Source organism: Streptosporangium amethystogenes subsp. fukuiense (assembly GCF_042665875.1).
GTDB lineage: Bacteria > Actinomycetota > Actinomycetes > Streptosporangiales > Streptosporangiaceae > Streptosporangium > Streptosporangium fukuiense.
On record NZ_JBHTEE010000001.1, the window covers coordinates 8,870,357 to 8,882,935 of the forward strand.

General features: G+C 71.6%; 10 protein-coding genes. 7 read left to right on the forward strand and 3 right to left on the reverse strand.

Annotated features, from left to right (window positions below):
- Positions 1-37: 37 nt before the first annotated feature.
- Entirely contained in the window at positions 38-646 is a 609-nt protein-coding gene (locus ACFQVD_RS39440; RefSeq protein WP_343973295.1) for a TetR family transcriptional regulator, read from the reverse strand.
- Positions 647-942: 296 nt separating this feature from the next.
- Between ACFQVD_RS39440 and ACFQVD_RS39445 the strand changes: the two genes are divergently transcribed.
- The 6 genes from ACFQVD_RS39445 to ACFQVD_RS39470 are packed head-to-tail and all read left to right on the forward strand — an operon-like array spanning position 943 to position 7,505.
- Entirely contained in the window at positions 943-2,553 is a 1,611-nt protein-coding gene (locus ACFQVD_RS39445) for an AMP-binding protein (protein WP_343973140.1), read from the forward strand.
- The gene (locus ACFQVD_RS39450; protein WP_343973137.1) at positions 2,537-3,622 is read left to right on the forward strand and encodes an acyl-CoA dehydrogenase family protein; all 1,086 of its coding nucleotides are present in this window, start codon (positions 2,537-2,539) and stop codon (positions 3,620-3,622) included. Before ACFQVD_RS39445 ends, ACFQVD_RS39450 begins: the two co-directional genes overlap by 17 nt.
- The gene (locus tag ACFQVD_RS39455; RefSeq protein ID WP_343973133.1) at positions 3,622-4,776 is read left to right on the forward strand and encodes an acyl-CoA dehydrogenase family protein; all 1,155 of its coding nucleotides are present in this window, start codon (positions 3,622-3,624) and stop codon (positions 4,774-4,776) included. Before ACFQVD_RS39450 ends, ACFQVD_RS39455 begins: the two co-directional genes overlap by 1 nt.
- Positions 4,773-5,912 (forward strand): bifunctional MaoC family dehydratase N-terminal/OB-fold nucleic acid binding domain-containing protein, encoded by a 1,140-nt coding sequence (locus ACFQVD_RS39460; RefSeq protein ID WP_343973130.1) that lies wholly within the window; start codon positions 4,773-4,775, stop codon positions 5,910-5,912. Before ACFQVD_RS39455 ends, ACFQVD_RS39460 begins: the two co-directional genes overlap by 4 nt.
- Positions 5,912-6,316, forward strand: coding sequence for a MaoC/PaaZ C-terminal domain-containing protein (locus ACFQVD_RS39465; RefSeq protein WP_343973127.1), 405 nt, complete (start codon positions 5,912-5,914; stop codon positions 6,314-6,316). The genes ACFQVD_RS39460 and ACFQVD_RS39465 overlap by 1 nt, the downstream gene beginning before the upstream one ends.
- A 16-nt stretch (positions 6,317-6,332) precedes the next feature.
- Positions 6,333-7,505 carry a lipid-transfer protein gene (locus tag ACFQVD_RS39470; protein ID WP_343973124.1) on the forward strand — a complete coding sequence of 391 codons (1,173 nt, stop codon included), beginning with the start codon at positions 6,333-6,335 and terminating at the stop codon, positions 7,503-7,505.
- A gap of 127 nt (positions 7,506-7,632) precedes the next feature.
- On the opposite strand, the gene ACFQVD_RS39475 is transcribed toward ACFQVD_RS39470, so the two are convergent.
- Positions 7,633-8,691, reverse strand: a complete 1,059-nt coding sequence (locus ACFQVD_RS39475; RefSeq protein WP_386274440.1) for a glycoside hydrolase family 19 protein — start codon at positions 8,689-8,691, stop codon at positions 7,633-7,635.
- Positions 8,692-9,053: 362 nt separating this feature from the next.
- Between ACFQVD_RS39475 and ACFQVD_RS39480 the strand changes: the two genes are divergently transcribed.
- Positions 9,054-10,037, forward strand: coding sequence for a helix-turn-helix domain-containing protein (locus tag ACFQVD_RS39480; RefSeq protein ID WP_343973117.1), 984 nt, complete (start codon positions 9,054-9,056; stop codon positions 10,035-10,037).
- 375 nt (positions 10,038-10,412) lie between these two features.
- On the opposite strand, the gene ACFQVD_RS39485 is transcribed toward ACFQVD_RS39480, so the two are convergent.
- Positions 10,413-12,389, reverse strand: a complete 1,977-nt coding sequence (locus ACFQVD_RS39485; protein WP_343973114.1) for a hypothetical protein — start codon at positions 12,387-12,389, stop codon at positions 10,413-10,415.
- Positions 12,390-12,579 lie beyond the last annotated feature (190 nt).

A 12,579-nucleotide genomic window follows, 5' to 3' on the forward strand; every position in this document is an offset into this window, starting at 1 on the left:
TAGTCGCCTGTCAATGCGACTGTAACGGGTTCTAGTTTCACGCGGAAGGAGAGGGGTGGAAATCGGCGAGCAGGCGCTCGGCGGCGATCTCGATGCGCCGCTGGATCTGCTCGTAGGTGCGGCGCCCCCTGAGCATCTCCAGAAGTTCGTGCACCCAGATGCTGGACAGCGAGCCCGCGAGGGCGAACTGCTCCTCGGTGGCGGTGTCGACGGTGAGGTCGTCTCCGGCGACGCGGAGCAGCAGTCCGGTCATCCGGTCGCCGAACGGTGTCTCGACCTCGGCCATGATCAGCGAGCGGATGAGCGCGTCGGCGAGCTCGGGCTCGCGCATCAGGCCGCGGGTGGCGCGCATCAGGATGTCGACGGCCCGCCCCGAGGCTGCGGTGGCGCTGGGCGGGCGGCGCTCGATGCTGCTTTCGAGGAGATCGATCTCCTCGCCCACGACGGCGACGACGAGATCCATCTTGGAGGGGAAGTACCGATAGAGCGTTCCCAGCGCGACCCCGGCGCGCTCGGCGACGGTCCGCATCTGCATCGCCTCGACGCCGCCCCGCGAGGCGAGAGCGGCGGCGGCCTGGACGATGCGCTTGCGCCGCTGGTGCTGGCTCCTGGTGCGGACGCCCGTGGACGCCGGTTCGCTCTGCATGCCGGATGTCTTCTCGGTCGTGACCGGATCGAGGTCTCTCGGGACGGGCCTGTCGGCCGCGTGCGGGGTGACCGGCACGTCGGTGGACACATGCGGGGTACGCATGAGAACACGTTATCTGATTTCCGGATGCTTCGGTGGGTTACTCGCCGGTCACAAAGACGCCCCGCGCTTACATGGCATATGCGGTATCGCGGTTATCCGGTGGGGTGTTGTGATCGGCCGGCTCTGGACACAGAATAGAATCTGTTCTACTTTTCGGAGCAGCTGGCCTGGGCATCCTGGCGGGAGGCGCAATGTCCGAAGAGACACTGGCGGGGCTGCTGGCGCGACGCGCCGACGACGACCGGCCGGGACTGCTCTTCGAGGAGCGGACCTGGAGCTGGCGCGAGTACGTCGCCGAATGCCGGGCCCGCGCCGCCCTGCTGGACGCGCGGGGCCGGAACCTGCACGTCGGGGTGCTGTTCGACAACGTTCCCGAGGTGCTGTTCCTGCTGGGCGGGGCCGCGCTCTCCGGCCACGTGATCGTCGCGCTGAACACCACCAGGAGCGCCGCCGAACTCGCCCGCGACGCGGACGCGACCCATGTCGACCTGATCCTGCACGAGCCCGGATACGCCACCCTCGCGGCCGACCTCGCCGCGCTCCGCGATCCGGGGTCGGCCCGCTCCCGGCCGTCACCCGCCCCTTCGGCGGGCCCGGTCCGCGAGGACGCGCTGACGATGCTGATCTTCACGTCGGGGACCTCGGGACGGCCCAGGGCAGTGAAGATCACGCAGCGGAAGATCGCGGTTCCGGGGACGAGCCTGGCGGCGATGCTGTCACCGCAGGACGTCGTCTACTGCTCGATGCCGCTCTTCCACTCCGGGGCGATCATGGCCGCGTACGCCCCGGCGGTGGCGTCGGGGGCGGCGCTGGTGCTGCGGCGGAGGTTCTCGGCCTCCGGCCTGATGCCCGACGTCAGGCGCTACGGGGTCACCTACCTGCACTACGTGGGCAAGGTGCTCTCCTACGTGCTGGCCACCCCGGCGGAGCCCTCGGACGCGGAGAACACCCTCAAGATCGCGTTCGGCAACGAGGGCAGCGCCACCGCGGTCAGCCGGTTCGGGGAGCGCTTCGGCTGCCACGTCATCGACGCGTTCGGGTCGACCGAGACCGCGATCTCGATCACCCCCGCCCCGTCCGGGCCGCCGGGATGCCTGGGCAGGCTCCCCGAGGAGGTCGAGATCCGCGACCCCGCCACGGGGGAGAGGTGCCCGGTCGGGGTCTTCGAGGACGGGCGGCTGCTCAACGCGGGCGAGGCGATCGGGGAACTGGTCAACACCCGGGGACTGGGCCTGTTCGACGGCTACTACAACGACCCCGAGGCCGACCGCGAGCGCGTCAGGCGGGGCGCGTTCTGGTCGGGGGACCTGGCCTACGCCGACGCCGACGGCTACGTGTTCTTCGCCGGGCGGGGCACCGAGCGGCTCCGGGTGGACGGGGAGAACCTGGCGGTCGCGCCGATAGAGGCGGTCGTGCGCGAGTTCCCCGGCGTGGTCGAGGCGGCCGTCTACCCCGTGCCGGACGCCGCGGCGGGCGACCAGGTGATGGCGGCCCTGGTCCTGCGGGACGGCTTCGACCCCGAGGCGTTCGCGGGCTTCCTGGCCGGCAGGAAGGACGTGGGCCCCAAGGCCATACCTCGATATATCCGGATCAGTGAGGAACTGCCGCAGACCGCATCCAACAAGGTCATCAAGCGGATCCTCGCCACCGAGGCATGGCACACCGGCGACCCCGTCTGGTGGCGTCCACCCGGGCAGGCGTCCTGGCGGCCGCTCACCCCCGAGGACGCCCGGGGCATCGACGACGAGTTCATCCAGTACGGCCGACGGCAACCCTGGAGCGCCAGTGGATTTCAATCTTGACGAGACCCAGACCGACCTGCGCGAACTCGCGGTCGACCTCCTCGGCAGGGAGGTGACCTCGGCCAGGCTCGAAGCCCACGAGAAGAGCGGCGCCCCCTACGACGCGGCCCTGTGGCGCTCCCTGGCCCAGGCGGGGCTGCTCGGCGTCTGCCTGCCGGAGGAGGCCGGCGGGGCCGGGCTGGGTCCGGTGGAGCTGGCGGTCGTCCTGCGGGAGATCGGCGCACACGTGGCGCCGGTCCCCGCGGAGCAGAGCCTGGTCACCGCGCAGGTGATCGCCAGGTACGGCTCCCGCGAGCAGCGCGAGGCACTGGCCCCGCTGGCGGACGGTGAGATCTCGCTGGCCGCCGCGCCGTCCGAGCCGGGTCGAGACCTCGGCGCCCCGCCCGCCACGACCGCGCGCGAGGACGGCTCCGGCTGGGTGCTGCACGGCGCCAAGACCACGACGCCCTACGCGGCCCAGGCCGCGAGGATCCTCGTTCCGGCCACCACGGGGACGGGCGTCGGCCTGTTCCTGGTGGACCCCGCCGAGACGACACAGCACCGGGTGACGCTCTCCACCGGTGAGCCGGCCGCCGCGCTGAGCCTGGCGGGCACTCCCGGCGAGCTCGTCGGCGCCGAGGACGGTGTCGCGGCCGACGGCCTGCGCAGGCTGGTGCTGGCCGGGAACATCGCGGTCGCCTCCGGAGTGCTGGCCGGAGCACTGGCGCTCACCACCGAGTACATCAGGACGCGCAGGCAGTTCGACCGGGCGCTGGCCGAGTTCCAGGCGGTCACCGTGCAGATCGCCGACGTCTACATCGCCGGCCGGGCGCTGGACGTGGCCGTCTGGTCGGGGGCGTGGCGGCTGGCCGAGGGGGCCGATGCCGAGGCCGACGCCGACCTGGCCGTCGGCGCGCTGACCGTCACCGACCAGGCGCTGCGGGCGCTCTACACCTGCCAGCACCTGCACGGCGGGATCGGCGTGGACGTGACCTACCCGTTGCACCGCTACTTCGCCTGGGGCAAGCACCACGCCCACCTGCTGGGCGGGGTGGAAGCCCGGCTCGACATGATCGGAGCGCTCGTCTGATGCTGATCGACCTGACTCCCGAGCAGCAGCGGCTCCGCGCCGAGCTGCGCGAGTACTTCCAGTCCTGTCTCACCGCCGCCGACCGCAAGAAGATCTCCACCGACCCGTTCGGCCACGCCTACATGGAGCACTGCCGCAACCTCGGCCGCGACGGCAAGCTCGGCCTCGGCTGGCCCAAGGAGTACGGCGGCGGCGGGTACGGCCCGCTGGAGCAGCAGATCTTCGCCAACGAGATCGCCCGCGCCGAGGTGCCGTACCCGATCATCACGGTGCAGACCGTCGGGCCGACCCTCATGCAGTACGGCACGGCGGCGCAGAAGGAGTTCTTCCTGCCGCGCATCCTGGCCGGCGAGTGCCACTTCGCGATCGGCTACAGCGAGCCGGGGGCGGGCACCGACCTGGCGTCACTGCGCACCACCGCGGTCCGCGACGGCGACCACTACGTGGTCAACGGGCAGAAGATCTTCACCTCGGGCGCGCACTACTCCCAGTACATCTGGCTCGCCGCCCGCACCGACCCGGACGCGAAGAAGCACCGGGGGATCACCATGATGATCGTCGACTGTGCCGACCCCGGCTTCTCCTGGACGCCCATCCTGACCATGGACGGGCGCCACCACACCAACTCCACCTACTACTCCGACGTCCGGGTGCCGGTGGACATGGTCGTGGGGGAGGAGAACAAGGGCTGGGACCTGATCGTCAACCAGCTCAACCACGAGCGGGTCACGCTCGGCCCGGCGGGCAACATCGCGCACACCTACGACCGGTTCCTGGCCTGGGCCCGCCGTACCGGCGCGATCGAGGAACCCGCGGTACGCAGGGCGCTCGGCCAGGTCTACGCCTACTTCCGTACCAACGAGCTGCTGAACTGGCAGGTCGCGGCCAACATGGACCTCGGCTGGCTGGGCGCCCCCGACGCCTCGGCCACCAAGGTCTACGGCTCCGAGCGGCTGCAGGACGTCGGCCGGATCGTCGGCGAGGTGCTGGCCCGGTTCGGCGACCCGTCCGACCCCGGCACCGCCGACCTGATGGAGCGTGTCGACCGCGGTGCCAAGGGCGGGCTGGTGCTCACCTTCGGCGGCGGCGTCAACGAGGTACAGCGCGAGCTCATCGCCATGCTCGGCCTGAGCCTGCCGAGGCCGCCCCGATGACCGCGACGGCGGAGCCCACCGGCCTGCACGAGCGGCTCACCGCCCTGGCCGAGCGGCAGATCGCCGCGGGCGAGGTGCTCGGTGCCGCGGCGGCGGACCCGGTGAACGCCCCGATGATCCGGCACTGGGCCGACGCCCTGGGGGACGCCAACCCGATCTACACCGACCCCGCGGCGGCCGCGGCCGGGGTGCACGGGCAGATCGTGGCGCCACCGGCGATGATCCAGGTCTGGACCATGCCCGGCGTGAACCGGGACCGCAGGCAGGCGGGCACCCCGGTCGACGCCGTGCTCGCGATGCTGGACGGCAACGGCTACACCGGCGTGGTCGCCACCAACTGCGAACAGACCTACCACCGTTACCTGAGGCTCGGCGAGTCCCCGGTCCCGGCCACCCGGTTCACCGGCCTGGCCGGCCCGAAGCGGACCGCGCTCGGCGAGGGCTACTTCGTCACCTGGAACGTCACCTGGTACGTGGCCGGCGAGGCGGTGGCCGAGATGCTGTTCCGGGTGCTGAAGTTCCGGCCCAGGGAGCGGGCGAAGGAGCCCGCGGGGAACGGGACGTCGGCCGCCAAGGGCGCGTCCGCGACCGGTTCGTCCGCGACCGGTTCGTCCGTGACCGGCGAGGGCGGGGCCGCGACGGACGGGAACGGATCGGCGGCCGGCAAGGACCTGCCCTCGACAGGCGAGGACACGCCCGCGGCGGGCGGGAACGACGAGGACGCGCCCGCTCGCAGGCCGTACCCGCTGAGACCCGCGGTCAACGCCGACACCGCCTTCTTCTGGGAGGGGGCGGCCGAGGGTGAGCTCAGGATCCAGAAGTGCGCCGACTGCGGCGAGCTCCGCCACCCGCCGGGGCCGGTCTGCCCCTCGTGCCGCTCGGCCGCCCGCACGCATGTGACGGCGAGCGGTGAGGGCGAGGTCTACAGCTACGTCGTCCACCACAACCCCCCGGTACCGGGAATCAGGACGCCTTTCGTGGTCGCGGTGGTGGAACTGCCGGAAGGTGTGCGGATCGTGGGCAACGTGGTGGACTGCGCCCCTTCGCGGGTGGGTATCGGTATGCCGGTGCGCCTGACGTATCGCCAGATGGACGACGAGCTGATCCTGCCCATGTGGGTCCCCCGGGAGGCGTGATGCGGACACTTACCGACGACGAGGTGCGGGTCGGAGCCGTCCTCCCCGAGCTCGCGATCGAGCTGACCCCCACCGTGGTCGTCTCGACCGCGCTCGCGACCATGGACTTCACCCCCGTCCACCACGATGTCGAGGGCGCGAGGGCACAGGGGTCGAAGGACATCTTCCTCAACATCCTGACCACGATGGGCCTCGTCGAGCGCTACGTCACCGACTGGGCCGGACCCGAGGCGATCATCCGCGGCATCAACGTCAAGCTCGGCGTCCCCGCGTACGCGGGCGACCGGCTGGTCTTCAGCGGTACCGTCCTCGCCTGCGAGGACGGCGAGTTCACGGTCGAGGTCCGGGGCGGGGTCAGCCTCGGCGACCACGCCTCGGGCACCGTCAGGTTCGCCCTCCCGTAGAAAGGCCCTCACCAGCGTGGTCTCCTTTTCCGGGAGTACGGCCGTCGCCGGCATCGGCGCGACCGAGTTCTCCAAGCAGTCGGGCCGGTCCGAGCTCCAGCTCGCCGCCGAGGCCGTGTTCGCGGCGCTCAACGACGCGGGCCTGGCGCCCTCGGACGTGGACGGCCTCGTCACCTACACCCAGGACGCCAACCAGGAGATCTCGGTGGCCCGCGAGGTGGGCATCGGCGACCTGTCGTTCTTCTCCCGCGTCCACTACGGCGGCGGCGCGGCCTGCGGCACCGTGCTGCACGCGGCGATGGCCGTGGCCACCGGGGTCGCCGAGACCGTGGTCTGCTACCGGGCGTTCAACGAGCGCTCCGGACGCAGGTTCGGCCAGCCCAACCCCGGGATCGGCGGCGAGCCCACGTCCCACGGCCTGGACCTGAGCTGGCACCTGCCGTACGGGCTGATGACCCCGGCCGCCTGGGTCGCCATGTTCGCCCGCCGCTACATGCACGCCTACGGCGCCACCTCCGAGGACTTCGGCAGGGTGGCGGTGGCCATGCGCAGGCACGCCGCCACCAACCCGGCCGCCTGGTTCCACGGGCGCCCGATCACGCTGGAGGAGCACCAGGCGTCGAAGTGGATCGCGGAGCCGCTGCACCTGCTCGACTGCTGTCAGGAGAGCGACGGCGCGGTGGCGCTGGTGGTCACCTCCGCCGAGCGGGCCAGAGACCTGCGCAGGTCACCCGCGCTGATCGCCGCCGCCGCCCAGGGGGCGGGCGCCGGCCAGATGACCATGACCAGCTACTACCGCGACGACATGACGGGCCTGCCGGAGATGGGGGTGGTCGGCGGCCGGCTGTGGCAGCAGTCCGGGCTCGGGCCCTCGGACATGCAGGCGGCCATCCTGTACGACCACTTCACCCCGTTCGTGCTCACCCAGCTGGAGGAGCTGGGCTTCTGCGGGCGCGGCGAGGCCCGCGACTACGTCGCCGACGGCGGCATCGAGATCGACGGCCGCCTGCCGGTCAACCCGCACGGCGGCCAGCTCGGCGAGGCGTACATCCACGGGATGAACGGCATCGCCGAGGCCGTCAGGCAGATCCGCGGCACCTCGGCCAACCAGCTCGCCTCGGTACGCAACGTGCTGGTCACCGCGGGCACGGGGGTGCCGACCAGCGGACTGGTCCTGTCGGCGGAGTGACCCGGCGCCGCTCGCGGCGGCCGGGCGGGTTCCGAAACGGAGCGGAGGCGGGGGCGGCACGGAGGAAGGGCGCGGCCGGTGGGCCGCGCCCTTCGTGTCACGCGTGTGGGTCGCACACGGGTGTCGGTCAGCAGCTCAGGTTGCCGCCCGGGGTGGTGCCGAGGATCTGGGTGAAGCTCTGGTAGGCGTTGATCCGGCTCTGCACCTGCGCCGGGTTCCTGCCGTCGCACTCCAGGCTGCCGTTGATGCTGCGGATCGTCTGGCCGAAGCCGTGGCCGTTGACCATCGCGTTGTGCGCCGTCATCGTGCCGGGGCCGTTCTGGGTGTTCCAGTACCACAGGGCGGTCTTCCAGGCCACCGCCGCGTCGTTCTGCACCAGGTTCGGGTTGCCGAGCAGGTTGATGCCGAGCGCGTCGCCCGCCGCCTTGTAGTTGAAGTTCCAGCTCAGCTGGATCGGGCCGCGCCCGTAGTAGGCCGCCTGACCGGCGGGGCAGCCGTAGGGCTGGCTCGCGTCGCAGTAGTGCGGGTAGTTCGCGGTGTTCTGCTCAACTATGTGGACCAGCCCGCCGGTCTCGTGGTTGACGTTGGCGAGGAAGGCGGCCGCCTCCTGCTTCCTGACGGTGTCACTGCCGGTCTTCGCGAAGCCTGGGTAGGCGCTCAGCGCGGCGGTCAGCCCGCTGTAGGTGTAGAAGGGGTTCCGGTTCGGGAACATCTGGTTGAACTGTGCCTGGCTCACCACGAAGCCCGAGGTGGGCGGGTCGGTGGGCGTCGTGCCGCCGCAGGTGTACGGGTCCCAGTACCAGTGGCTGATCACCGGGTCGTAGCCCGGGTTCTCGTGCACGGCGATGTAGTACCCGCCGTCGGTGAACCTGACGATGCTGCCGACGGGGTACCAGGTGCCCGCCGCCCAGTTCGGGTGGTCGCAGTTGCCCGTGGGCGGTGTCGTGCCGCCGCAGGTGCCCTTGTCGGTCCAGACGGCGGCGGTGCCCGGCCTCTCGTTCTGGGTCCACCACTGCGCGTACCAGTTGTGGCCGTTGTACGAGGCGGTCATGCCGCCGGTGTAGACGGCCGAGGAGCTCCACGCGGCCGCGCAGCTCTCGGCGGAGGCGGAGGACGTCGGCAGGACGACCGCGAGCACGCCGGTGACCGCCAGGGCGGCGAGGGCGGCCATGATGCGCTGTCTCAACACTTGATCACTCCCATGGGGGGAAACCGGATGGTGTGGGGTGTCCGGACGGTCGGACTTTCGCGCGGTGACGACCCGCGTCATCGCGTTCGCGCAGCTCATGCCTGGATCGGGCGGCTCCGCCGCGAGGCGCGGGATCGCCGGCCTGATGTTTCTCTTAAGAAAGTTTCCTAAGAGTTATCGTGATACTAGCCTTGACAGATCGCTGTCACAACCCGTTCGGACGGTGAGTCCCGCCATCGCGGGCCGGGCGCGTTCCAAACGCGGGGAATCTCGCGCGCTGCCGGTTCACCGGGGCGCGATCCATCCGGTTAGCTATTAGATGTAACTTTTATCGGCATTTGGGGTGCCATTATTGCGGCATGTTGGAATCCCTCGGGCTCGATCCTGTGGAGGAACGCGTCTACCGGTTCCTGGTGACGACCGCGGAGGCGGACATCACCGACCTCATCGGGAATCTGGCCATCGATGCCGAGACGGCGGAGACGGTGCTGGTCTCCATGCGGGTCAGGGGGCTGATCAGAACGGTCTCTCCCGGCAGGCGGCGGTTCGCCGCGGTCGCGCCGGACATCGTGCTGGGCTCACAGCTCCTCCGCCACCAGCAGGCGCTCGACTGGGCGCGGCGCGAGGTGGAGCGACTGTCCGAGGAGTACCGGGACAACGCCCGCCGCCGCGACGCGGGCCTGCTGGTCGAGGTCCTGCCCAACCGCGTCGCGCTCCGCGAGCAGCTCGACCACCTGCAGGACAACGCCCGCCACGAGGTCCTCTACTTCTGCCGGGGTCGCGCGACCGTGATGCCCGCCGAGGAGAACGACGCCGAACCGGCCGCGCTGCGCCGCGGTGTCGACTACCGGGTGATCTACGAGCGGCCCCTGCTCAAGGAGCCCGGCATGCAGGCCAACGTGGCCTACGGCGTCAAGCTGGGCGAGCAGGCCAGGGCCGTGCCCTCGCTGCCGGTCCGGCTGACGGTCGTCGACCGGGAGATCGCCGTGCTGCCGCTGGTGCAGGAGACCGGGATCTCGGAACCGACGGCGGCGCTGGTCCGCGGCGGCCAGTTGCTGGAGGCGTTGATGGCACTCTTCGAGAGCTACTGGGAGCGGGCGACGCCGCTGCGGATCACCGAGGGGGGCGACCTCACCGAGGGGATGACGCCCTGCCCGCTCGGCCCCGACGACCTCTACCTGCTCTCGCTGCTGGTCGCGGGCGTGCCGGACAAGTCGATCGCCACCCAGCTGGGGATCGGCCAGCGGACCGTGCAGCGACGCGTCGCGAACATCGTGGAACTCGCCGGCGCCCAGACCCGCACGCAACTGGCCTGGCGCGCCGCGACCGAACGCTGGCTCTGACCCGGTATCCGGCCGCGCCGCCGTCGCGAACGCCGTCGCGAACGGGAGACCCGGCGGGCTCCAGGAGCGCTACCGGGGCCCGCGTCTCCGAGCGGTGGGCCCGGCGCCGGGCCTACCGAGTCACGTCACCTGACGCCGTACGCGCGGAGTACGGTCTGCTCGACCGCGTTCCTGCCGCCCTTGCGGATCCTCTCCAGCGGCTTCTGCCCCCTGCTCGTAGGGGATCGTCGCGGCTGAAATCGGGGGCCGGAAGGCGAGGTCGTCCGCCGTCCAGTACTGCCACGGGCTGCTGTTCGTGGCGGCCGGTGGCACGACGGCCGGCGGGGCGCCCGTCTCGGCGGCGGTGACCATCTGCCCGAAGGTCCGGAGGAGGGACTAAGGGGTTGTGATCATCGGCACCGCGAAGAAGACGACCATGGCGATCGCCACCGCGATGATGAAGCCGACCACTTCCCAGGCCCAGTCGTGGTGGGAGACCTTCGCCTGCGCCTTGTGCCTGCGTGCCGCCCGGCGGCCCGCGCGCCTGCGGGATCCGGCCCGTCCGGAAAGACGGATTCCGCTCTCCGCCGTCCCGGCCTCGCCGGTCTCCGCCTCCGAATCGCCTCCCCGCGCGATCGTCGACTCGCTCCACTGCGCGTCGTACGACATCGAGGTGTGGTCCTGGGGCGCGGTGTGGTTCGGGGCGTCTTCCGGCTGGTCGACCCGCATGATCCAGCTGGGCAGGCGCAGCTGGGCACGGCCCGTCGGAGTGCTGAGATGGTCAGGCCGGGGAGACCAGGAGGGGAGGGCCGCCGGGTCCTCGCCCGAGGTCTCGTGCCGGGTCTCGTGCCGGGTCTCGTCGGCCTGGGCGTCTGTCGCGGTGCCGGTCGCGATGCCGGTCGCGATGCCGGTCTCGGGGCCGGTCTCGGGGCCGGAGGGGGCGGCGTCCGCGAACCAGTCGATCTCGGCGGGCCGAACGGGGGCGGCGGCCCAACTGGGCATCGGCGGTTGTACCCGACCGGTTTCCGGGTCGGGGGCCGGTGCCGGGGTGGCCCAGGTGGGCATCGGCGGTTGTGCCCGACCGATGTCAGAGGTCTCCGCCTGCGCCGCCCTGACGGGGAAGAGAGGCCGGTGACGCTCGGCGTCGGAGAGCGCGTCGAGCTGGTCGGTCTGCAGGGGCCAGCCGGGGAGCGGGTGCGCGGTGGGGCGCGCGGTGGGCACGTCCTCCAGCACGTCCCCCGGCACGGGTCCGGGAGCCGGGACGCTCGCGAGGGGTGTGCGAGGGGCCTCGACGGGTGCGGGGTCGGCGAGTGGATCAGTGGGCGGGGCGGCGGGCGCGGCCTCGGGGCGGGGCGCGGCGGCGACGAGCCTGTCGGTGTAGACGCGGGCCGCCCGCGCCTCGGGGCTGAGCGGGCGGAACAGGTTCTCCCGTACGGGGGGACCGTCGAGCACGTCCCCGGGGATGGGCGCCGACAGCGGCGCGGCCCGGCGCGGCCTGGGACGCTGGAGCCGGCGGCGAGGCCGCAGGGCCGCGGTGTCCAGGGCGGTGAGCACCGAGTCGCCGAGCTTGGGCAGCGGTTCGGTGCTGGCCTCGTGGGTGGAGACCACCTTGGGGTCCCTCGGCGCGAAGGGGTCGGGGAAGCGGTCGCCCGCCATGTGGTCCGGCGCGGGGAAGGCCGGGGTACCGGCCTGGGCACCGTTCTCCGGAGACGGTGGCGGCCAGGCGGGTGACGTCGGCCACAGTTGCCTGACCAGCGGGGACGCTGACCGCCTGCCGGCGGGGGCGAGCGGTGCCCGTGGTCCGAGCACGGCGGCGCGCAGCCCGGAGGGAGGGGTGGCCCAGGGGGCGAGGACGAGCACGTCGCGGACCGGGGCGACGGCGAGGGCGCCGAACACCTCGGTCAGGTGCGCGGGGATCCGGGCCGAGGCCAGGGCGGCGCCCAGCGACTGGGCGAACCTGCGGCAGGCGCTCACCGTCAGCTCGTCGGCGGTGTCGACGGCCACGTCGAGCACCCAGGACAGCTCGGCGGCGTTCATCTCGCAGACGCCCGACAGGTACAGCACCTCGCGCTGGTGGGTGCGCAGCTCGCTCAACACCCGCTCGACGAGGGCGGGGACCGGGTCCAGGCCGGTGACCGGGGGCGAGTAGACGATGTCGCGCAGGAAGATCTCGCGGCGGGCGAGCGCGTACAGCGCGGCGCGCGGGGGGTGGGTGTCCGTGACACTGGACAGAACGGTCACCAGGACGTCGAAGGCCGAGTCCGCGCTGCCCAACTGGTCGTGGGAGTAGGCGTACAGCCCTGCTGCGTGGCGGTCGTAGAGCTCGGCGATCAGTTCGCCGCGCGAGCGTTGACCGAGGAGCGGTTGGGTCACGGGACCGGCTTCCTCTGGTGGTTCGTCGAGCGTGGTGAAGAGCTGGGGCGGCTGTGAGGCCTGTGACGTACGGTGCCAGAGGGGTCAACTCCAGCAATGTGGGTAATCATGTCAAGTCATGGGCACCTCCCGCACTACTGAATGCCCTTTTAGTGAGAAATACACATGTCGATCTACCCGGCAAAGCCGG

Bases quoted from the DNA above. Each gene is read 5' to 3' on its own strand.
- ACFQVD_RS39480 (WP_343973117.1), top strand. From the start codon at position 9,054: ATGTTGGAATCCCTCGGGCTCGATCCTGTGGAGGAACGCGTCTACCGG.
- ACFQVD_RS39445 (WP_343973140.1), top strand. From the start codon at position 943: ATGTCCGAAGAGACACTGGCGGGGCTGCTGGCGCGACGCGCCGACGAC.
- ACFQVD_RS39460 (WP_343973130.1), top strand. From the start codon at position 4,773: ATGACCGCGACGGCGGAGCCCACCGGCCTGCACGAGCGGCTCACCGCC.
- ACFQVD_RS39465 (WP_343973127.1), top strand. From the start codon at position 5,912: ATGCGGACACTTACCGACGACGAGGTGCGGGTCGGAGCCGTCCTCCCC.
- ACFQVD_RS39455 (WP_343973133.1), top strand. From the start codon at position 3,622: ATGCTGATCGACCTGACTCCCGAGCAGCAGCGGCTCCGCGCCGAGCTG.
- ACFQVD_RS39440 (WP_343973295.1), bottom strand. From the start codon at position 646: ATGCAGAGCGAACCGGCGTCCACGGGCGTCCGCACCAGGAGCCAGCAC.